The organism is Mariniflexile fucanivorans, assembly GCF_004341235.1.
In the GTDB taxonomy this organism is placed as follows: domain Bacteria; phylum Bacteroidota; class Bacteroidia; order Flavobacteriales; family Flavobacteriaceae; genus Mariniflexile; species Mariniflexile fucanivorans.
Map to the genome: position 1 here is coordinate 694,986 of NZ_SLUP01000002.1, position 22,834 is coordinate 717,819.

A 22,834-nucleotide genomic window follows, 5' to 3' on the forward strand; every position below is an offset into this window, starting at 1 on the left:
TAATTATATACGTTTAAATTGTATAAACAATACAACTTAACGCAATAAATATAACTTATAAATTTTGTTTATCCAACAACTTATTTAATATCAAAAGATTACAGCTTTCGCAGGCATTTATTCCCACTCAATAGTTGCTGGTGGTTTCGAACTGATGTCGTAAACAACTCTATTCACGCCTTTCACTTTATTTATGATGTCGTTTGATGTTTTTTGAAGGAACTCGTAGGGTAAATTTACCCAATCGGCTGTCATTCCATCGGTACTCTCCACCGCTCTAAGAGCTACACATTTTTCATAAGTACGCTCATCTCCCATAACGCCTACGCTATTAACAGGCAATAACATAGCACCAGCTTGCCAAACTTTATCGTACAAGCCCCATTCTTTTAAGCCGTTAATAAAAATAGCATCTACTTCTTGTAGAATACGCACTTTTTCGGCAGTGATATCGCCTAAAATACGAATTCCCAAACCTGGACCTGGAAATGGATGACGTCCCAAAAGCTCTGGATCAATCCCTAAAGTAGCACCAACGCGTCTTACTTCATCTTTAAAAATAGCACGAAGCGGTTCTACGATTTTAAGTTTCATAAAATCGGGCAAACCACCTACGTTATGATGACTTTTTATAGTTGCTGAAGGCCCTCCTGTAGCAGAAACACTCTCTATAACATCTGGATAAATAGTACCTTGCGCTAACCATTTTACATCGGTAAGTTTATGAGCTTCATCATCAAAAACTTCTATGAATGCATTACCAATGGCCTTACGTTTCAATTCCGGATCCTCTAATCCTTTCAAAGCCGTTAAAAACCTCTCGGAAGCATCAACACCTTTTACGTTAAGTCCCATACCTTTGTATTGATTCAATACACTTTCAAATTCGTTTTTACGAAGCAAACCGTTATTTACGAAAATACAGTATAAGTTTTTACCAATGGCTTTGTGTAAAAGTACAGCGGCCACGGTAGAATCGACGCCACCAGACAAGCCTAACACTACTTTATCGTTTCCTACTTTTTCTTGAATAGCGGCTACGGTTTCTTCAACAAACGAATCGGGAGTCCAATCTTGATGTAACCCTGCAATGTTTACTAAAAAATTTTGTAGTATCTGTTTTCCATCAGTTGAATGATACACTTCTGGATGAAATTGAATGGCATAGGTTTCTTCACCATCAATTCTATATGCTGCATTTTCAACATCGTGTGTGCTTGCTATTAAAACCCCATTAGTTGGTAGTTCTTTAATAGTATCACTATGGCTCATCCACACTTGACTTCCTGTATGGATATGTGCAAAAAATGGTTCGTTACTTTTTATGAAAGATAAATTAGCACGACCATATTCCCTTGTGTTTGAAGGCGCTACATTTCCACCCGAAAAATGAGCTAAATATTGCGCACCGTAACAAACTGCTAAAAGTGGTTTTTTAGTTCTAATATTCGATAAATCTGGATGCAAAGCATCTTCATTTCTAACAGAATTTGGGCTACCAGACAGTATCACTGCCTTATAACTTTCAATATCGGTTGGAATTTTGTTGAATGGATGAATTTCGGAATAAATGTTGAGTTCTCGAACTCGACGTGCAATAAGTTGTGTGTATTGCGATCCGAAGTCTAAAATAAGTACCTTGTCATGTTGCATGCGCAAAAATAGCAAGGATTTTATAATTACGATTTATGATTTATGATTTTTTTTAAAATTTTAAATCATGCTCTCTAAAATCATCTGAATATCGTTTTCTGTGGTATCAGGATTTATAAAACAAAAACGTGAAACGGTCTCAAAACTAGCACCCGTTTTCCATTTGGTAGGTGTTACTAAAGCAAATCCTTTTTTATGGTTTTCATACGTCCAATGCGTATAATCTTCTGGTTTCCAACCTATTCTTCTATACAAAACGCAAGATAAGCTAGGGTCTCGAACCAACTCAACATGAGGCATTTCTTCAATTAATTTACCTGCTATTTGTGCCAATTCCAGACCACGTTCTACCGCTTCTTTATATCTGTTAACGCCATGCATCGCTAACGAAAACCACAAAGGCAACCCACGTACACGACGCGTAAGCTGTATTTGATAATCGCTCGGGTTGAAACCAACAGCACCTTCATCTTTAAAAATATCTAAATACGAACCTTCTTGTGTATGCGCTTGTTTTGCTAATTCTGGATTTTTATAAATTACAGCACCACAATCGTAAGGCGAAAACATCCATTTATGTGGGTCTATGGTAATACTATCCGCCGTTTCAATACCATTAAATAAATACCTAACAGAATCGGCTACCAAGGCGCCTCCACCATAAGCGGCATCGATATGAAACCACAATTTTTCCGTTTTACATATTTGCCCGATACCGGATAAATCGTCAATTATACCCGCATTTGTTGTGCCTCCAGTACCAACAACAGCAAACAATCGCTCACGTTGAAGACCTGTTAAGTTATTGATAGTTTGTTGTAATTCGATGGCTTCCAACTTATCTTCAGTATCTACAAGTAACACATCAATATCGGCTACTTTTGCCATAGCTTTTACAGATGAATGTGCTCCTATAGAAGTTATTATAAGTCCTTTTTTATATTTATTATCTTCATTTATACTTCTCCAATACTCTCTTGCTGTGACTATAGCAGAAAGATTTGCAGCGGTACCTCCACTAGTAAACACTCCAAAAGCGCCTTCTGGCAATCCTGTTAAAGAGACCATCCAACGCATGGCTTCGTTTTCACAAAAAATACCACCAGCACCTTCCATCCAATAAGCACCATGAATACTTGATGCCGAAGTTACTAAATCGAACATAATAGCGGCCCTCGTTGGTGATGCCGGAACAAAAGCTAAATTTCTAGGATGATCTAACGGCACATTAGCATGCATTAAATGCTTTTTCCACAAGTTAAAAGCCACTTCACCGCCTATGCCTTCATTTGTAATTGTTTCACCTACCAATGCCTTTAAAGCTTCTTCTTTTTGAGGTTTTCCTATTTTGTTGGCTGTTGATGAAATTCTATCAATAGTATATTTCATGACATCTAGTGTCATTTCTACCAATTCAATATCAATTTTATGCATTTTTAATTATAAGGTTAAAAGTGTAAACTCTTGTTGAAGCGGATTTAGGTTTTTTATTAATTCTGGAATTAATTTCTCGCCATATTCCAAATAAAACTCTGAAAAATTGGTGTTTCGTTCTTGCAAACTTCCGTTAGGAAATAATTCATTTTGAATGTCTATCATTCTAGAAACTTGGTCTGATAATTTACGTTTCTGTGCTTTAAGCAGGCGTTTTTCTAAAGCATCCAAACCTTTTATTTGTTTAACTTCTTGAGCTTTTACAGCGCCTAAAAAAGATTTATCGGTTTCTTCTGCAAGTTTGTACAAACCTTCAAACTGAGATTTTAATAGTTTTTTTTGTTCTGAAAAATCAATATCTATATTTGAAATTTCACGTACTTTTTTGTTAATAAAACTGTTCCGTTTCAAAAAAATATCTTCATTTGAAATTTGTAATTTTTGAAGCTTTTTAGATTGTCTCTCCGATTGAATTAATACCGAATTACGCAACAACAAAATAGGAAAAGGTTCTTCCACTTTATTAAAAAACTGTTTTAACTGAAACCAATAAGCCAACTCGCCACCACCACCAATGTAACATAAATTAGGTAAAATAATTTCTTGATATAACGGACGCATAATAACGTTTGGACTGAAACGCTCTGGGAAATCTAAAATTTCTTTGGCAATTTCATCTTTATTCCAAGTAATGTTGGTGTTAATTACTTTGTATGTATCGTTTTCAAAAACAATGCGTTCTCTTAAATTTTCAGCCAAATAAAACAGATTTATTTCGCGCGGATTTACTTGAATGCCATAGTGGATAGCAAGCTTTTCGTTTGTTTTAGTAACACTTTCACAAGCTGTGTTATTAATAACTTCATCCACCATAAAAGGAACGAATTTCTTTTTAAGCGTCCTTTCATTGGCATCTAATATGACCAAACCGTAATCTTTAAACAATTTATTAGCTAAATAACGCGTTGCTTCAGCTAAATTATCATGGTTTAAATACGTTTCTTTAAAAAGTGATTTTATATTTTCAGCATTCTTGGTTGTGCCTAATTCTAAAGAAAATTGATTAAAAACGGCGTCTAGACCTTCGGTTGACAATTCCCCAACAGCACCACTTGCTTCTTTTGTCCAATGTACTTTTTTACCTTTAAAGTTGAAGTAGTTAATTTCTTCAAAATCGTGGTCTTCAGTAGCCATCCAATAAATGGGTACAAAATTGTAATTAGGATATTTCTGTTTTAATGTTTTTGTAAGATTGATTGTGGAAACTATTTTATATAAAAAATATAAAGGCCCCGTAAATAGATTTAATTGATGCCCTGTGGTAATGGTAAAGGTGTTTTCAGACGTTAAACTTTCAATGTTTTTTAAGGTAGCGTTAGAAGTTTCAATGCTTTTATATTGTTTTTCTAAAGTTTCTGCTAAAGCTATTCTTATGTCTAACCGCACTGTTGATTGCTTTTCTTCAATTTGAGCTTTAAAATTCTCTAGTTTAGGAAAGCGGTTATAAAACACTTTTTGTTCTGGTTTTTCATCTAAATAATCACCTATAAGTGAAGAAAAATATCCTGTTTTTTTAAATGAAATACAATCGGTTGGCATATACTAAATAATTAAAACGTAAAGATACAGTTAATACAATTTTAAAATCTAAAAATTTAGTTAAGAGTTTAACCACAACATATTAAATATAATCTTAAAATTTCATTAAAATACATATAAAACAGAACAATTATTCGTATCTTAATAGAGTATAATCATTTATATATCAATGCGTCATGAAAAATAAACGTTTTTTTATTTTGATACTTAGTTACTTCCTTTTCTTTATTGGATTGCAACATTATTATGCGCAAACTTCACCTACATTTATCGAAATAAAAGGAAAAATAATTGATGAGGATTCAAAAGATGCTCTCATTTTTGCAGATATCATTATTTTAGATTCGAATATGAGTACTATAACTAATTCCGATGGTGAATTTGTATTGAAAGTACCCGATTCATTAACTTCAAAAGCTGTAATATTTTCACATTTAGGGTATCAAAAAAAGGAATTAAAAATTTCTGAATTAATTTCAAATTCAAAAATCACCTTAACTCCTTCTGCTACAGAATTAAGCGCTATAGAAATTAAAACCTTTAAAAATGCTGAAACTTTATTAAGAGAAACCCTAAAAAATAGGCATGTTTATAATAGTGATAATGCTTTAATGACTGGTTTTTATAGAGAAACCATTAAGAAAAGACGAAAAAATGCTTCTTTATCTGAAGCTGTGGTTCAAATACATAAACAACCGTATAGCAATTTTAAAAATGATGCTATAGAACTTATAAAATCTAGGAAAAGTACCGATTATACTAGGTTAGATACGCTTGCTGTAAAATTACAAGGTGGCCCTTTTTGTAATTTATATACCGATATTATAAAATACCCTGAATATATTTTCACTAACGACAACATACCTCTTTATGATTTTAGTTTTGGGGAGTCCACACAAGTAAACAACAACCCTGTTTATGTTATAAATTTTAAGCAAAAACCGAGCATTATTGAGCCTTTATATTACGGCAAACTTTATATAGATTCTAAAACTTTAGCGTTAACAAATGCCGTTTTCAGTTTAAATGTTGAAAACAGGAAACTAGCAAGCGAAATGTACATTCGGAAAAAACCAAGAAAAGTAGATGTGTACCCTACCGAAGCCACGTATCGGGTAAATTACAGAACTCAAAATGGGAAATGGCAATATGCTTACAGTAATATTTTATTAACTTTTAAAGTGAATTGGAAAGGAAAATTATTTAACAGTATTTACACGTTAAATAGTGAAATGGCAATAACTGATTGGCGTGTTAACAACACTAATATAGCCAAAAGCAGAGAAAACATGCTAAAACCAACCACCATTTTAGCCGATGAAACTTCTGGTTTTAAAGATCCTGCATTTTGGGGTGAATACAATATTATTGAACCCGAAAAATCTATAGAATCTGCTATTGAAAAAATCAAGAAACAATTAAAAAGAACTTAAAATATTTATTCAAAATACAATTTGTGAATGTAAATTTTAATTAATTTTACATACAAATTTTTATATTGTGATAGATTTTTTACTTACCGGTGATGCTATAATGGCATTATTAACCTTAACTTTTTTAGAAATAATTTTAGGTATAGACAATATTGTTTTCATCTCTATTGCTGCCAATAAACTACCCGAACACCAGCAATCGAAAGCAACTACCATTGGCTTACTTCTGGCTATGGTACAGCGTATTATTCTATTGTTTTTTGTTACTTTTTTAATAGGCTTAAAAGAACCTTTTTATACGGTTGAATTAACGTGGCTACATGTAGCCATAAGTTGGCAAGCAATAATTTTGTTTGGTGGTGGCTTGTTTTTAATTTACAAAAGTACTTCGGAAATTCATGAAAAAGTTGAAATGCCAGAACACGATGAAAATGTTGTAAAAGGCAAAAAAATAAAAAGTTTATCGCAAGCTATTGTGCAAATTATGCTCATTGATTTTATTTTTTCAATCGATTCTATTTTAACCGCTGTTGGTATGACAAACGGACTGCACCCAAACCACAATTACAATTTAATGTTAATGATTATTGCCGTGGTAATTTCAATAGGTGTTATGATTGGTTTTGCAAACCCCATTCGCAGGTTTATAAACGAACACCCCAGTATGCAGTTACTGGGTTTAGCCTTTTTAATATTAATTGGCTTTATGCTAATTACTGAAGCGGCTCACTTATCGCACACTAAATTTTTAGGAAATGAAGTTGGCGCTATACCTAAAGGCTACTTATATTTCGCTATTGCATTTTCGCTTTTTGTGGAGTTTTTGAATTTTAGGATTCAGAAAAAAAGAAAGGACTGATCACTTTTTTAAAGTAGTTTATTTTTTACCGCTTTTATTATTGTTCAAATTCAAACCATTGTTTAAGCATATACACTTCATCAATGGGTTTTCCTTCATTTATAATTTCAATCTTTAAAAAATCGTCCTCAGTAGCTATGTATCTTAACTTTAAATTATGCATGCCGTTTGTGTCATAAAATGCTCCATATTTACAGTTAAAAGGATTATTCTCTACTTCATTTGTAAATATTGATAATAGAATCATTTTCGTTGAGTAAATATCTTTCTCTTTATAACCGAAAATGCGATGGTCTTTTTTCATATTAGCAGACATCCATATGGAACCATCTTTTTCAATAAATGCCTTTCCCATATAATTGGCATCTATATTTTCTATTATCTTAACAGAACCATTACAAACATCCCCTTCTTCAGTTCCTTTAATCCATTCTTAAAGAGTTTCAATTCTTTTATTTGTAAGTTCCATTAAATAGAAAGCTCTACACGTTGGTTGAATTGTACCATAGATTTTGTCTGGATATTCAGGATATTTCATTTGCATTTCAGCATCACGAAACTGAATCCAAATTCTTTGTGATTTTTTTAAGTTTTCAACAAAAATTAAATCTGTTTTATAGGCCGTTAAAATCTTTTTATAGACGTCATTCAGTTCCTTATCAGATTTATCAAATTCCGCATAAGCCTCTCGGTTCATTTCTGCTTGAGTTTGCGAAAAACAGTTGAATCCTGAAGTTAGAACAACAATTATGATGATTCTAAAAATCAATAAACCAAAAATATTAAAACAGTTTGGTTTGCCCTTTACCATCTGGCTTATCGTCATCATTTTCAGAATCTGAATCGTTATTTTTTTTAGTTGCATCATCTATATTCTCTTCAGAATCTGAAGTAACATCTTCTTCATCAATAACTTCCAAATCATCAGCATGCACTTCTTCAGGCGCTTCATAAGGTAGTGGCTCCAATAAACTAATTTGGTTTACCTTTTCCTTAGTGAGTTGGTTACCTAAAGCCGTAAGACCTTTCACCGCTATAAATTCTTCTAAATTTATAATTAAATTATCTTTTCGTTCTTTACCCCGTTCTTTAGTAAATTCAATTTCAGCCATAGGAATCCAATCGGTTGAGACAATTTCTAAATGCGATTTATCATGACTTGTAATAAAACTTTCTTCTTTATTTTCGTTTTCAATTAAAAAACGTTTTACAAAATATTTATCTTTTTCACCATCATAATATATTGCGGAAATAGGTTTTTTAGGAATCCATTTTTCCATTACGATCATATCATTATCAAAGTGCGAAGTCACTTCTGGAATGATGGTTTTTACAACACCTTTTTGACTGATGATTAAGATGCGGTCTTCACCTCTAAATTCACCTAACAGCTCGCCTCTACCATCTACATTTAAACGTTGTACGGCATCATCAAACCAAATTTTTCGGGGTTTTAAAGTGGAAATACCTTTTTCTTTTAGCTCTACTTTTTTAACAGGATATTTAGTAACTAAATTTCCTTTTGAGTTTCTACCTTTTATTAAAATATCGGCAAAATCGATATCCCATTTTAGTTTCTTAATACTACCTGCCTGACGTAATAATATACTAACAACCTCGGCTTCACCATTAGGATTTGCAGAAAAATACAAGGTGGTAGAACCTTTGTTGCCATTAGTTAAATCGTATTCCTTATCGCGAGTAATACTTGTAACTGCAAAGCGTTTAATATAGGAGGGGCCACTTTTCCCATCACGATAAATCATGTTGTAAATGGTTCGGTTATCCTTTTTATCGAAAACCTCTACCCTAATAATATCTTTGCCAATAAAGGTTTTTGCATCCACTTTGGTAATCATCATTTTACCTTCTTTGGTAAATACAATAATATCGTCTATATCGCTACAATCGCAAACATACTCGTCTTTTCGAAGCGAAGTTCCAATAAAACCTTCTTCTCTATTAACGTATAATTTGGTGTTTCGAATCACTACCTTGGTAGCATCAACATCGTCAAACGTGCGGATTTCTGTTTTTCGCTCTCTACCCGTACCGTATTCTTTTTTAAGTCTTGTGAAATAAGCTATAGCATAATCGATAAGATTTGCTAAATGGTGTTTTATTTCGGCTATTTGATCTTCTAAAGAATCGATTTTTTGTTGCGCTTTATCAATATCAAATTTTGAAATACGCTTGATTCGAATTTCAGTTAATCGTTCGATATCTTCAACCGTAATGGCACGCTTTAGATGTTTAATATGAGGTTTCAAACCTTTATCGATAGCAGAAATTACACCTTCCCAAGTTTCTTCTTCCTCAATATCACGATAAATTCTATTTTCAATAAAAATACGCTCCAAGGAAGCAAAATGCCACTGTTCCTCAAGTTCATCCAACTTAATTTCTAAGTCGCTTTTTAGAAGCTGAACTGTATTATCAGTAGAACGACGCAACATTTCGGTTACGCCAACAAATAAGGGTTTATTATCTTCAATAACACATCCTAGAGGAGAAATAGAAGATTCACAACTTGTAAATGCATACAAAGCATCTATAGTTTTATCGGGTGATAAACCAGTTGGTAAATGCACTAAAATCTCCACCTCGGCAGCGGTATTATCTTCAATTTTCTTAACCTTTATTTTCCCCTTATCATTTGCTTTTAGAATGGAATCTATAAGCGAGGATGTGGTTGTACCAAAAGGCAACTCCGTAATTACCAAGGTATTTTTATCTAACTGTGATATTTTAGCACGAACCCGAACACGGCCACCACGCAACCCATCATTATAATTTGAAAAATCGGCGATACCAGCAGTTGGAAAATCGGGTAAAATAACAAACTTTTTACCTTGTAGGTGCTTTATAGACGCATCAATTAGCTCTACAAAATTGTGAGGTAATATTTTGGTTGAAAGACCTACCGCAATACCTTCGCCTCCCTGTGCCAACAACAGCGGAAACATAACTGGTAAATTAACGGGTTCCTTTCTTCGTCCATCATAACTTGCTTGCCATTCGGTTATTTTGGGGTTGTAAACAACATCCAGAGCAAATTTTGACAAACGTGCTTCAATATAACGTGATGCAGCGGCACTGTCACCAGTTAAAATATTTCCCCAGTTTCCTTGGGTGTCAATTAATAAATCTTTCTGACCAATTTGTACCATAGCATCGGCAATACTAGCATCACCATGTGGATGGTATTGCATGGTATGACCAACTATGTTTGCTACTTTGCTATAACGCCCATCATCTAAATCTTTCATAGAATGCATAATACGGCGTTGCACGGGTTTAAAACCGTCTTCAATAGCGGGTACAGCACGTTCTAATATAACGTAGGACGCATAATCTAAAAACCACTCTTTGTACATGCCCGTAATACGGGTTATGGTTTCTTTTGGCTCGTCTTGACCGTTAATTAAATCGTTATCGTCTTCAATCATTAATTACTTATTATTTTTTTCAAGTCTTGCTAAAATAACTTGACCTTTTTGTTTGTTCTTTTTTAAATGCTCATTACTTTTTGGCGTTACTAAATAATCGTAACTACGTCTCTTTTTTTTGTCTTTTTTGTACAACATAATGTCTTAATTTTGTTCTTCTTTTATTAAATCTAATTCCACTTTTAAATTGTCAATAATAAATTCTTGTCTGGTTGGTGTATTTTTTCCCATGTAAAATTCTAGTAAATTTTCTATGGACATATTATCGTCTAACATAACAGGGTCTAAACGAATGTTCTCCCCTATAAAATGTTTAAATTCATCTGGTGAAATTTCACCAAGTCCTTTAAATCGCGTTATTTCTGGTTTTGGTTTTAATTTTTCAATGGCATCTTTTCTTTCTTCTTCGGAATAACAATAAATAGTTTCCTTTTTATTTCTTACACGGAAAAGTGGCGTTTGCAGAATGTACAAATGCCCTTCTTTGATGACTTCAGGGAAAAACTGAAGAAAAAACGTGATTAACAACAAGCGAATGTGCATACCATCCACATCCGCATCGGTAGCGATCACTACGTTGTTATAACGTAAATCTTCTAAAGATTCCTCAATATTTAACGCGGCTTGTAACAAGTTAAACTCCTCATTTTCATAAACAATCTTCTTACTTAGTCCATAGCTATTTAAAGGTTTTCCCTTTAAACTAAAAACCGCTTGTGTATTTACATCGCGTGATTTTGTGATGCTTCCAGAAGCTGAATCACCCTCGGTAATAAACAAAGTTGATTCTAGATTACGTTCGTTTTTAGTGTCACCAAAATGCACACGGCAATCGCGTAATTTTTTATTATGAAGACTGGCAGATTTTGCACGGTCTTTTGCTAATTTCCTGATTCCTGAAAGTTCCTTACGCTCACGTTCTGCTTGCAGAATTTTACGCTGAATTTTTTCGGCAGCATCAGGATTTTTATGTAAATAGTTATCTAAATAGGTTTTTAAAAAGTCGTTAATGTAAGTTCTTACTGTTGGCAATTCACCCCCCATATCGGTTGAACCTAATTTTGTTTTTGTCTGACTTTCAAAAACAGGCTCCATGACTTTAATGGCTACAGCACAAACAACAGATTTACGAACATCGGAAGCATCGTAATTTTTACCATAAAACTCACGAATGGTTTTCACGTAAGCTTCTCTAAACGCATTTAAATGGGTTCCTCCTTGTGTGGTATTTTGTCCGTTTACAAAGGAATGATATTCTTCGCTATATTGTGTTTTACTGTGCGTAATGGCTACTTCAATATCTTCCCCTCGTAAATGAATGATTGGATAAGCACGATCGCCTTCATTAATATTTTCAGATAATAAATCTTTTAAACCATGCTCACTAAAATATTTTTCACCATTAAAAACAATGGTTAGACCTGGGTTTAAATACACATAGTTTTTAAGCATCTTAACGATATACTCGTTACGGTACTTATAATTTTTGAAGATAGTATCATCGGGGACAAAGGATACTTTCGTTCCTTTTCTTCGGGTAGTATCGTCTAATAAATCTTGGTTTATTAAATTTCCTTGCTCAAATTCTGCGGAAGCGGACTTATTATCGCGATTAGATTCGACTCTAAAAAAAGACGACAAAGCATTTACAGCTTTTGTACCAACACCATTAAGTCCAACCGATTTTTTAAAAGCTTTTGAATCATATTTTCCTCCGGTATTCATTTTAGAAACCACATCAACCACTTTTCCTAATGGAATACCACGTCCATAATCGCGAACGGTCACTTTACTGCCTTGAATGGAAATTTCGATGGTTTTTCCAGCCCCCATTACATACTCGTCAATGGAATTGTCTAAAACCTCTTTTAGTAGAATATAAATACCATCATCTGGCGAAGACCCATCACCCAACTTACCAATATACATCCCTGGTCGCATACGGATATGCTCTTTCCAGTCGAGTGAACGTATATTATCTTCGGTATAATTGGTTAATTCAGCCATAAATTTGAGTAAAATTTCGTGATTGGACGCTAATATAATACAACCATAGAAAAAAAGAAACTGCTATGACGCAAAGAAATTAACAATGTCTTTTAATAAGTCAAAATTACGGTTTTTATAGCAATTATGAAGCTTATTGCTTTTTAAAATTGTTTTAAATTATTGCTTTTTTAAAGATACCAATAAGATGCCAAAAATCACTACCAAAGCACCAAATAACTGCAATAAAGTAAGCATTTCGTTTAAGAATATTCCTGCTAAAATGATAGTTGAAATAGGCCCAAAACCTGCAATAACCGCAAAATTTGAAGAATTGATGCGATTAATAGATTCTGAAACCAAAAATGATGGAATAACGGTAGCAAAAATGGCAATTAAAAACCCTAATAAATATACTTCCCAAGACAAACTAAATATATCAATTTTAGAAAAGAGTCCGAAATGAATAAATACACAAAAGCAAGAAACCAACATTACATACGCCGTGAATTTAACCACGCCAAATTTCGGGATTAACCAACCACTCCCCGACACATAAGCGGCATAAGTAATAGCACACAATAAAATGAAAAAACCGCCCAAATAGGTATCATTCCCAGAAATAGCCACTTCTCCCCAAAAGGTAATAATGATACCAATATAGGTTAGAAATATAGCCCATGCTTGTGTTGAATTTATAGGTTTTCTAAAAAAAAACTTATTGAAAATGATGATGATGGTTGGATACAAAAACAAAATAATACGCTCTAAACTTGCTTTAATATAATGAAGCCCTACAAAATCGAAATAACTAGACAAATAGTAACCCACCAAACCAAAAAACACAATCCAGTAATAATCGCTTTTTATATTAATCGCTGGGTTTTCTTTTTTACTGTAAATAATGGCAACAACCAAATAAAATGGAAACGAAAACAGCATACGCAATAACAATAAACTCAACGCATCTACTTGATATTGATACGCCAATTTTACCATAACGGCTTTAGATGAAAATAGAACGATACCTAAAATACCTATTAAAATACCAGAGATGAATTTTTTTTTTGCTTGCATGCAGCGAATATAAACATGCAAAAACTTATGAGTAATTAAATGCAGGAAAAATTACGATGTTCAAGCTTTTCACGTAAATTATAAGAAATAAAAAAGTCTAATGTTTTTTACGCATTAGGCTTTTATAAAATTCTATTTTATGTTCTATAGTGCATATACAACGCCTATAAAAACCCTAGGCATTAGACTTGGTTGTTTAATGGCCTTGTTTGCTTCTTTATACGTAAACTCAACATTATCATTAGCATTATCATTTCTTGGATTCACATTATCATCATCTGGACTATATGATGTATCATGACCCTTTAGGGTATTATTGAAAAAATAATCCAACCCTACAGCAGCTATTAAATTTAGCTTTCTGTTCATTTTAAATTGACTTTCCAAACCTAAACCAACACCAAATTGTTTGGAGGTTACATCAAAATCTTCATTACCTCCAACATATTTAAAATTAGCTTTAAAACTAGAATAGCGAGGGCCAAAAACCAACTTTGAGTTTTCTAAATTAAGAACGTTGGAATCGAACATAAAATCAAATCTATAATCAAAAGCTCTGGCTTTTTCTTCAGGAACGCCATTGGTCGCATTGTTTATAAAAATACGTCTTGCATCGGCAGAATTTCCTGGATTTAAACTAGTTATTCCAATACCTAAACGCATTTGTACGGGTAGAGTTTCTAAAGGTTTTAAAGCCGTCAAGCTAATTTGAAAGCCTAATCCGCGATTATAACCTGTTGAAATACCTACTGAAAAGTCGTGTTTATTACCATCTATTTGTGCGTAGGATAAGACGGTGTACACAACTAATAAAAGTGTTAAAAGTGATTGTTTTGCATTCATAAATTTGAGGTTGTATTTAGTTCACTAGAATTAAATACGAATGAAAACATCATTTAGACCATACATACTATTTTGTAGTGCTTTTTGTCGAGAAATCGAGTTCATTTTCTCTGCATACATTTTTAAAAAAGTATTCCTTTTTTTTAAAAGTTTCGTCATATATCTTTTTATAAACAAAACATCTATAAGTTTACCTAAAAAACCATAGGGTACTTCAAAGTAAAAAACATCAATCATTAATGTTTTATTACCCTTTTCGATGAAAACGTGTTTATGTTTAAAAGATTTGAATGCACCAGCAACCATTTCATCAATGAAATAATTTGGATATTTATATTCGGTAATTTTAGAAGTAAGATGCTGTACAAATCCAAAATGTTTGGCCTCCCATGTAACAGATTCATTTAATTCTATTAGACCCGATGTTCTTCCAGCTATCGCAATTTCTTCCGAATACTTTAAAGATTCCTGATGAACATCGATATTTCGAGCTAAATCAAAACATGTTTTGACATCAGCTTCAATAAGCGTTTTTATTTTAATGAGAGACATAGCAATTTATAATTTGGGGTAATAATATTACAACGTGTACCCAAAAATATAAATTCACTTACATTTATTAGTTTTATATCACAAAAAATTTACAGAAAATTTAAAAAATTGCTTTTAGTCGATAAAGTCAAGTAAAAATACATTACACATTGAACAAGAAATGCATTACATCACCATCCTTTACAATGTAATTTTTTCCTTCAACACGCATTTTACCTGCTTCTTTAACTTTGGATTCACTTCCAAAAGACACATAATCCTCATAACCAATTACTTCGGCTCTAATAAATCCTTTTTCAAAATCGGTATGAATAACGCCTGCTGCTTGTGGAGCCGTGGCGCCTATATCAATAGTCCAAGCACGTACTTCCTTAACGCCTGCCGTGAAATATGTTTGTTGTTTTAATAGTTTGTAAGCTGAACGAATTAATTTAGCAGAACCCGGCTCGTCCAAACCAATATCTTGTAAGAACATTTGGCGTTCTTCGTAATCATCTAATTCGGTGATATCAGCCTCTGTTCCAACAGCTAAAAATAATACTTCAGCATTTTCATCTTTAACGGCTTCTTTTACTAAATCAACATATTTATTACCAGAAACCGCCGATGCTTCATCTACATTACATACATACATGACTGGTTTTTCTGTAATAAATTGTGAAGGTTTTACGAAATCTTCATATTCATCCTCGGTAAATTCTAAAGCACGCACAGAAATTCCTGCTTCTAAATTCGTTTTTATTTTTAATAAAACCGCCTCTTCTTTTTGAGCCTCTTTATTTCCTGTTTTAGCAGCACGTTTTACTTTTTCAAGTTTTTTATCAACGGTTTCAAGGTCTTTAAGCTGCAATTCCATATCGATAGTTTCCTTATCACGAATGGGGTTTACATGGCCATCAACATGCACAATATTATCATTATCAAAACAACGCAATACGTGTAAAATAGCATCGGTTTCGCGAATATTTGCCAAAAACTGGTTTCCTAAACCTTCACCTTTACTAGCACCTTTTACCAAGCCTGCAATATCAACAATCTCTACAGTTGCTGGTTGCACACGCACGGGATTAACCAATTCGGTCAATTTTTCTAAACGTTTATCTGGTACATTTACCACACCTATATTAGGCTCTATGGTACAAAACGGAAAGTTTGCACTTTGCGCTTTAGCGTTTGATAAACAATTGAATAACGTTGATTTCCCTACATTTGGTAATCCTACAATGCCTGCTTTCATGTATAATAATATTAAAAGAATAAATGCAAAACCTACTTTTTTAGTTTTGCGAGTGCAAATGTAGTTATTTCATTAATTATTTACAGTATAACATTACCATATCTAAATTAATTTATATTTTATAACATTGGTATTACTTAATCGTTATGGATACAATGGAATAATAATATGATTTTTTTAATAAATTAGGCGAAATTTATATAGGCAACAAAAGACCAAATTATTGAGGAGATTATTACCAAAGCATGTATTAATGTAAGCTCCCAACTTGAATCTCTGCTATTAATTTTTAAAATTATCTTTCTAAAAAGTCACAATTGTTTTGGAAGCAACTGCTCAAAAGGTGTCGAAATATTAAACAAGTCAATTCGCTTATTATTTTAAAAACCTAAAAAAGACTTATTCAGTTTATTAATAGAAGTTTAAAAATATTCAAAATCCAACGATGTTTGTATTTTTAACGACAACAATCTAATATTACATTCTATTTTTTTCAGAACTCAATTCAGCAATATTTATCTATTTAAAGTACAATTGTTAACAATTATATTGTACAATTACGAATATATTAAAAATTTACCCACAAGAACAAAAGCTTTTTTAAAAACATAAAGCAAAAAAAATCCCAAGCAAACGCTCAGGATTCATTTTATAATAAGGTCGAATATCGACTATTCTTCTGGGTGCATAAAACGTTGTTTAGCTAAAAGCTGTTCTTCAGTTTCAACATGGTCATCATCAGGCACACAACAATCAACAGGGCAAACCGCCGCACATTGTGGCTCATCATGGAACCCTTTACATTCTGTACATTTATCGGGTACAATATAGTAAATCTCATCACTTACAGGCACTTGAGCTTCATCTGCATCAACCTCAGCACCATTTGTTAAAACAACTTTACCATTTAAACTGGTACCGTCTTTGTAACGCCAATCGTCTGCGCCTTCATATATTGCTGTGTTTGGGCACTCAGGTTCGCAAGCACCACAATTTATACATTCGTCTGTTATAATAATTGCCATAGCATTTTTTCTTTTTAACTTTGTCGGACAAAAATAACGCCAAAACTATTCAAAACCAAATTAAGCATGCAATTACACCAAAGAATTAACGCATTTGTGAAATTAGGAGATTTTTTAAGTCAATTTTCTAATGAAAGTATTCAAAAAAAGGATACTATTGAACACAACGAGTTGTTTTTTGATGGTTTTAAGCATCAATTAAAATTAGCAGAAGAACATAACGGATGGTTCACAAAAGAAAACATCGCATTCGCTATAAAAGGCTGGGTAGAAGCTTTAACCCACGATAATTTAACCAAATGGCTCACTCCTTATAATATGACTACAGTTTCGCAAAAACAAGTAGCTATTATTATGGCTGGGAATATTCCGTTGGTGGGCTTTCACGATTTTTTATCGGTGCTTGTCACAGGTCATAAGGTCTTGGTAAAGCAATCATCAAACGACAAACACCTACTGCCCTATTTAGCTAAATATTTGGAATACGTTGAACCAACTTTTAAAGGAAAAATCACTTTCACCGAAGCTAAAGTTGAAAATTTTGATGCCGTTATTGCCACAGGAAGCAATAACACGGCACGCTATTTTGAATATTATTTTAAAGGAAAACCTTCTATTATTAGAAATAACAGAAATTCGGTAGCCGTTTTAACCGGAAACGAAACGGAAGCTGATTTTAAAAACTTAGCCGAAGATATTTTTAGATATTATGGCTTGGGTTGCAGAAATGTATCGAAGCTATTTATACCTAAAAACTACAATTTTGATGCCTTTTTTAACGGTATGTACCATTGGAGCCCCATTATTGAAAAAGCGAAATATGCCAATAATTACGATTATAATAAAGCGGTATATTTAATGAGTGAATTTGATATGCTCGAAAATGGTTTTTTAATGATTAAAGAAGATGCAAGCTACGCATCGCCCATAGCGACAATTTTTTACGAATTTTATGATGATGTTAATCAATTAAATGAAAAATTAAGGGCTGATGAAGGACAAATTCAGTGCATTGTTTCCAATGGTTTTACAGAAAACGAAATTGCATTTGGGGCCACACAAAAACCAGAACTTTGGGATTATGCGGATAGTGTCGATTCTATTGAATTTTTGTTAGCAATTCAATAAAAAAATTATTGAATTTTTAGCATTATTTTTCTAATTAATTAGCAACTTTGCATCTTTAAATTTCACAACACACATGAAAAAACATAACTTTAGTGCAGGACCAAGTATATTACCACAAGAAGTAATCCTTAAATCCTCTCAGGCAGTCCTTGATTTTAACAATGAAGGATTATCTATTTTAGAAATCTCCCATAGAAGCAAAGGTTTTATTGATGTCATGGAACAAGCCAGAGCATTAGTTTTAGAACTTATGGGATTAGAAGGCAAGGGCTACAAAGCATTGTTTTTACAAGGTGGAGCTAGTACGCAATTTTTAATGGTTGCCATGAATCTTTTGGAAAAAAGAGCTGGTTACTTAAATACAGGCGCTTGGAGTGCCAAAGCTATAAAAGAAGCTAAAAAATTAGATGATATTTACGAAGTAGCATCCTCTAAAGACGCAAACTTCAATTACATTCCAAAATCTTACGATATTCCTGAAGATTACGATTATTTCCATTGTACTTCAAACAATACCATTTTTGGAACTCAAATAAAATCATTCCCTAACTCACCAATCCCTATGGTTTGCGATATGAGTAGCGATATTTTTTCACGTGATATAGATTTCTCTAAATTTGGAATCATATATGCTGGTGCTCAAAAAAATATGGGACCTGCAGGTGCGACGCTAGTGGTTGTTAAAGAAGAAATTTTAGGTAAAGTATCTCGTAACATTCCTTCTATCATGGATTACAAAATCCATATTGATAATGGCAGTATGTACAATACACCTCCAGTATTTTCAGTTTACACTTCTATGCTAACTTTAGAATGGTTAAAAAATCTTGGTGGTATTAAAGGTATTGAAAAATTGAATGAAGATAAAGCACGTTTAATGTATTCTGAAATAGATCTTAATCCATTATTCAAAGGCTTTGCTGCAAAAGAAGATCGCTCTATCATGAATGCTACATTTACTTTAGAGAATGAAAATTTAAAGGAAACCTTCGAAACTATGCTTAAAGAAGCAGGAATTAGCGGCGTAAACGGACACAGAAGTGTTGGTGGTTACAGAGCATCTATGTACAACGCATTACCAATAGAAAGTGTAAAAGCACTTGTTGAAGTAATGAGCGAATTGGAAAGTAAAGCATAAAAAGTTTGCAGTAAGCAGTTGCAGTTTGCAGTGCTTACTCAAAAGCGATAAAAAAATAAAATTATAAATTGAAGTGAAAGTGAAGGTTATTACAACTTTAAACTTTTAAACTTTAAACTTTAAACATAAAAAATGAAAGTATTAGCAAACGACGGTATTTCTCAAACTGGTAAAGAAGCTCTTGAACAAGGAGGTTTTGAGGTAATTACTACTACAGTTGCACAAGAGCAATTGGCAAATTACATAAATGAAAATAAAATTGATGTTATATTAGTACGTAGTGCAACAACAGTACGCAAAGACTTAATTGATGCTTGCCCAAGTATCAAGATTATTGGTCGTGGTGGTGTTGGTATGGATAACATTGATGTAGATTATGCAAAAAGCAAAGGTTTACACGTTATCAATACACCTGCTTCTTCATCGCATTCTGTGGCTGAATTAGTATTTGGTCATTTTTACGGATTAGCACGTTTTTTACATAACTCAAACAGAGATATGCCTTTAGAAGGTGATGCTAACTTTGGGAAACTTAAAAAAGCATATGCTAAAGGCGTAGAGCTTAAAGGTAAAACCTTAGGCGTTTTAGGTTTTGGACGTATTGGTCAAGCTACCGCTAAAGTTGCTTTAGGTGCTGGTATGAAAGTTATTGCTTTCGATCCATTTATGGAAAAAGCTAATTTAGAATTAGATTTCTTCGATGGTCAAAAAGTGAACTTTGAAATTAAAACCATTTCTAAAGAAGACGTTTTAAAACAAGCCGATTTTATCACCTTACACGTTCCAGCCCAAAAAGAATACGTTATTGGTGCTCCAGAATTTGAAATAATGAAAAAAGGCGTGTTTATTGCAAATGCAGCTCGTGGTGGTGTGGTAGATGAATTAGCTTTAGTAAAAGCTATTGAAAGCGGAAAAGTAGCGGGTGCTGCTTTAGATGTTTTTGAAAACGAACCAAAACCAGAAATGCAATTATTAATGAATTCATGTTTATCTTTAACACCACATACTGGTGCTGCAACTAACGAAGCACAAGATAGAATTGGTACTGAATTAGCAGAACAAATAATTAGTATCTTAAAATAAGTCATAAAAAATTGTGACCTATTGCATAAAATGGAGTCCTAACTTATAGTTGGGACTTTTTTTGTACCTTGAACTGCCGAAGTGAAAAAAGTGAAAAGTGAAAAGTTCAAAAACCGTAAATCATAAATCTTAAATATAAAAAACATGTCAGGAATTTTAGACTTATTAAACAGCGACCTTGGTAAAACCATTGTTAATGGTGTTTCTAATCAAACCAATCAACCCGCTAACAAAACACAAGATGTATTAACTATGGCCTTACCAGTTTTAATGGCGGCTATGAAACGTAATGCCTCTACGCCTCAAGGAGCGGAAGGATTACTTGGTGCTTTAAATAGTGGTAAACATGATGGAAGTATTTTAGATAACCTTGGAGGTTTATTTAGTGGTGGTGTAGACACAAATGTTTTGGATGATGGAAGCAAAATTTTAGGACATGTATTAGGCGGAAAACAGCAAAATGTTCAAAATGCAATTAGTCAAAAATCTGGAATTGATGCAGGTTCAGTGGCGCAAATATTAAAAGTAGCTGCACCTATTTTAATGGGAGTTTTGGGTAACAAAGCAAAACAGGAAAATGTAAATAGTGCCAATGGTATTGAAAGCCTATTAGGAGGACTACTTGGTGGTAGTTCTGCTAAAAATGAGCAAAGCTTTTTAGAATCTATTCTGGATGCCGATGGTGATGGTAGTATTATTGACGATGTTGCAGGCATGGTATTAGGTGGCGATAAAAAGAAAGGCGGACTTGGTGGCTTACTAGGTGGTCTTTTTGGTGGCAAATAACACATTAACTCATAAATTTAGAAACGTCAAACTTAATAGTTTGACGTTTTTTTTTGTTAAACCACTTCAGAAACAACTATTTAAGGAACGTTTTTTGTAATTTTAGATATATTGATAAGACTACTTTACTAACTGAAAAGCACCATTCACTAATTGTAACTTTTATTTTACAACACTAAAGCATAGTTTTGACTATAACATAAAACATACACTCATGAAAACTTTAGCTTCCATAGTATTAACTTGTTTTTTAATTTTTAGTTGTAGTACAACTAAAAATACAACATCTCAAACAGACGAGAAACTTGAAAACGCAAAACTAAGCGATACTGTAAGTATTTCTAATGATGAATTAGAATACCAAATTATTATCATAGAACCAGGTTTTAATTTTTGGTTAGCAAGTACAGCTAAACCCGAAGGTTTTTATTCCCAACAATATATGGAAACCAGGAATTACCAATATGTTATAGAATGGAATCAACGTGTTTTACAACCTCAGCGATACGACCCTAATTTATATGAAATGCAGATTGATTACCAACCAGGTATCGATTATGGATATGAAGTAAACTACAAGTTATATAACTACTTTATCTATTTTCAACTTACCTACAAACAAAGATTGGGAAGTTTTGTTCCTAGAATTTAAACTTGTTTACTTACTTTTGCCTTTCTAAATAATAATTTTTGGATAAATTAAAAGAACGTTGGGATATTGAACAAAATTGGCAACTGCTATTTCCCGCTTTGGGGATAACTGTTTTAGCTTATTCTTCTTATAAATTGTCCTACCTTTTTCTAAAAGAATTTAATATGGCATTCAATATTTTTTTAAGTGCCGTTATCTTTTTTTTATTATTAAAGTTCACACTTTTCATTTTTAATAAATTGGAAAATAAATGGGAAGTAAATTATAAATGGGAAATGATTAGCATTTTTCTTGTATTTGCAGTTACTGGTTCTTCATCTTTATTTATTAGCAGACCTATTATAAAATTTATTGGCATTACTAAAGAAAACCTAAACCCTTTTCTTTATTGGGTTTTATATATTATAATTGGCTTCATTTTTTATCAAATATTACTTGTATTGATTGGTTGGCTATTTGGTCAATTTAAGTTTTTCTGGAATTTTGAGAAAAAAATGTTAAGGCGTATAGGATTAAAACGTCTAATAGATTAAATGCAAAAAATAAAGGAACATATCGTTTTCAAAACAATAATAGTAATGCTTGCATTAACGTTATTAGTTCCTGCTGTTTATAAATTTGCTCATATTTTCGCACATCATAAACATGATATTTGTAAAGGCGAAAAATCTACTCACTTGCACGAAATCAATCCTGATTGTGATTTTTACAAATTCAAATTAAGCACTTCGTACACCATTACTTTTTCTAATTTCGTATTTATTTGCCCTCAAGAAAACAGCTTAAAAATGGTGTCGCAATATCAATTTTTAAGTAAATTTCAACGCTTACAAACAGCACTTCGGGGGCCTCCTTCATTAGTTTAATAATTACAAATTCACTGGAACATTTTCAGTATCA

The 22,834-nt window shown here is 32.8% G+C and carries 22 protein-coding genes; 9 read left to right on the forward strand and 13 right to left on the reverse strand.

Annotated features, from left to right (window positions below):
• Positions 1-117 precede the first annotated feature (117 nt).
• From guaA to bshC, 3 genes are read right to left on the reverse strand one after another with little or no spacing between them, the layout of a single operon-like run.
• Positions 118-1,653 carry a glutamine-hydrolyzing GMP synthase gene (gene guaA, locus EV196_RS06385; RefSeq protein ID WP_132216332.1) on the reverse strand — a complete coding sequence of 512 codons (1,536 nt, stop codon included), beginning with the start codon at positions 1,651-1,653 and terminating at the stop codon, positions 118-120.
• Positions 1,654-1,713: 60 nt separating this feature from the next.
• Entirely contained in the window at positions 1,714-3,087 is a 1,374-nt protein-coding gene (locus tag EV196_RS06390; protein WP_132216335.1) for a pyridoxal phosphate-dependent decarboxylase family protein, read from the reverse strand.
• 6 nt (positions 3,088-3,093) lie between these two features.
• The gene (gene bshC, locus EV196_RS06395; RefSeq protein WP_132216338.1) at positions 3,094-4,686 is read right to left on the reverse strand and encodes a bacillithiol biosynthesis cysteine-adding enzyme BshC; all 1,593 of its coding nucleotides are present in this window, start codon (positions 4,684-4,686) and stop codon (positions 3,094-3,096) included.
• Positions 4,687-4,886: 200 nt separating this feature from the next.
• On the opposite strand from bshC, the gene EV196_RS06400 reads away from it, so the two are divergent.
• A complete protein-coding gene (locus EV196_RS06400) occupies positions 4,887-6,119 on the forward strand; it encodes a carboxypeptidase-like regulatory domain-containing protein (RefSeq protein ID WP_243652188.1) in 1,233 nt (410 codons plus the stop codon).
• Between the two features lie 67 nt (positions 6,120-6,186).
• Positions 6,187-6,978: a TerC family protein gene (locus EV196_RS06405; RefSeq protein ID WP_132216344.1), complete on the forward strand. Its 792-nt coding sequence runs from the start codon at positions 6,187-6,189 to the stop codon at positions 6,976-6,978.
• A gap of 37 nt (positions 6,979-7,015) precedes the next feature.
• On the opposite strand, the gene EV196_RS06410 is transcribed toward EV196_RS06405, so the two are convergent.
• From EV196_RS06410 to EV196_RS06450, 10 genes are all read right to left on the reverse strand, one after another.
• Positions 7,016-7,333, reverse strand: coding sequence for a hypothetical protein (locus EV196_RS06410; protein WP_132216347.1), 318 nt, complete (start codon positions 7,331-7,333; stop codon positions 7,016-7,018).
• A gap of 78 nt (positions 7,334-7,411) precedes the next feature.
• Positions 7,412-7,789 (reverse strand): lysozyme inhibitor LprI family protein, encoded by a 378-nt coding sequence (locus EV196_RS06415; protein ID WP_132216574.1) that lies wholly within the window; start codon positions 7,787-7,789, stop codon positions 7,412-7,414.
• The gene (locus EV196_RS06420) at positions 7,761-10,427 is read right to left on the reverse strand and encodes a DNA gyrase/topoisomerase IV subunit A (RefSeq protein WP_132216351.1); all 2,667 of its coding nucleotides are present in this window, start codon (positions 10,425-10,427) and stop codon (positions 7,761-7,763) included. Before EV196_RS06420 ends, EV196_RS06415 begins: the two co-directional genes overlap by 29 nt.
• A gap of 3 nt (positions 10,428-10,430) precedes the next feature.
• Complete coding sequence (locus EV196_RS20215; RefSeq protein ID WP_262711328.1) at positions 10,431-10,565, reverse strand: hypothetical protein; 135 nt, start codon at positions 10,563-10,565, stop codon at positions 10,431-10,433.
• Positions 10,566-10,571: 6 nt separating this feature from the next.
• Positions 10,572-12,434, reverse strand: a complete 1,863-nt coding sequence (locus EV196_RS06425) for a DNA topoisomerase IV subunit B (protein WP_132216354.1) — start codon at positions 12,432-12,434, stop codon at positions 10,572-10,574.
• Positions 12,435-12,593: 159 nt separating this feature from the next.
• The gene (locus tag EV196_RS06430) at positions 12,594-13,490 is read right to left on the reverse strand and encodes a DMT family transporter (RefSeq protein ID WP_132216357.1); all 897 of its coding nucleotides are present in this window, start codon (positions 13,488-13,490) and stop codon (positions 12,594-12,596) included.
• 144 nt (positions 13,491-13,634) lie between these two features.
• Positions 13,635-14,333: a hypothetical protein gene (locus tag EV196_RS06435; RefSeq protein ID WP_132216361.1), complete on the reverse strand. Its 699-nt coding sequence runs from the start codon at positions 14,331-14,333 to the stop codon at positions 13,635-13,637.
• A 30-nt stretch (positions 14,334-14,363) separates the two neighbouring features.
• A complete protein-coding gene (locus EV196_RS06440; RefSeq protein ID WP_243652189.1) occupies positions 14,364-14,885 on the reverse strand; it encodes an SRPBCC family protein in 522 nt (173 codons plus the stop codon).
• 142 nt (positions 14,886-15,027) lie between these two features.
• Entirely contained in the window at positions 15,028-16,122 is a 1,095-nt protein-coding gene (gene ychF / locus EV196_RS06445) for a redox-regulated ATPase YchF (RefSeq protein ID WP_132216364.1), read from the reverse strand.
• Positions 16,123-16,793: 671 nt separating this feature from the next.
• Entirely contained in the window at positions 16,794-17,147 is a 354-nt protein-coding gene (locus EV196_RS06450; RefSeq protein ID WP_132216367.1) for a 4Fe-4S dicluster domain-containing protein, read from the reverse strand.
• Between the two features lie 66 nt (positions 17,148-17,213).
• On the opposite strand from EV196_RS06450, the gene EV196_RS06455 reads away from it, so the two are divergent.
• The 7 genes from EV196_RS06455 to EV196_RS06485 all read left to right on the forward strand — a co-directional run bounded on the left by EV196_RS06455 (position 17,214) and on the right by EV196_RS06485 (position 22,800).
• A complete protein-coding gene (locus EV196_RS06455) occupies positions 17,214-18,275 on the forward strand; it encodes an acyl-CoA reductase (RefSeq protein ID WP_132216370.1) in 1,062 nt (353 codons plus the stop codon).
• 73 nt (positions 18,276-18,348) lie between these two features.
• A complete protein-coding gene (serC, locus tag EV196_RS06460; RefSeq protein WP_132216373.1) occupies positions 18,349-19,413 on the forward strand; it encodes a 3-phosphoserine/phosphohydroxythreonine transaminase in 1,065 nt (354 codons plus the stop codon).
• A gap of 132 nt (positions 19,414-19,545) precedes the next feature.
• The gene (locus EV196_RS06465) at positions 19,546-20,496 is read left to right on the forward strand and encodes a D-2-hydroxyacid dehydrogenase (protein ID WP_132216376.1); all 951 of its coding nucleotides are present in this window, start codon (positions 19,546-19,548) and stop codon (positions 20,494-20,496) included.
• Positions 20,497-20,640: 144 nt separating this feature from the next.
• Positions 20,641-21,282 (forward strand): DUF937 domain-containing protein, encoded by a 642-nt coding sequence (locus tag EV196_RS06470; RefSeq protein WP_132216379.1) that lies wholly within the window; start codon positions 20,641-20,643, stop codon positions 21,280-21,282.
• 214 nt (positions 21,283-21,496) lie between these two features.
• Entirely contained in the window at positions 21,497-21,934 is a 438-nt protein-coding gene (locus EV196_RS06475) for a DUF6146 family protein (RefSeq protein WP_132216382.1), read from the forward strand.
• Between the two features lie 38 nt (positions 21,935-21,972).
• Entirely contained in the window at positions 21,973-22,467 is a 495-nt protein-coding gene (locus EV196_RS06480) for a DUF6787 family protein (protein WP_132216385.1), read from the forward strand.
• Complete coding sequence (locus EV196_RS06485) at positions 22,468-22,800, forward strand: hypothetical protein (RefSeq protein ID WP_165876113.1); 333 nt, start codon at positions 22,468-22,470, stop codon at positions 22,798-22,800.
• The last annotated feature ends 34 nt before the right edge of the window (positions 22,801-22,834 follow it).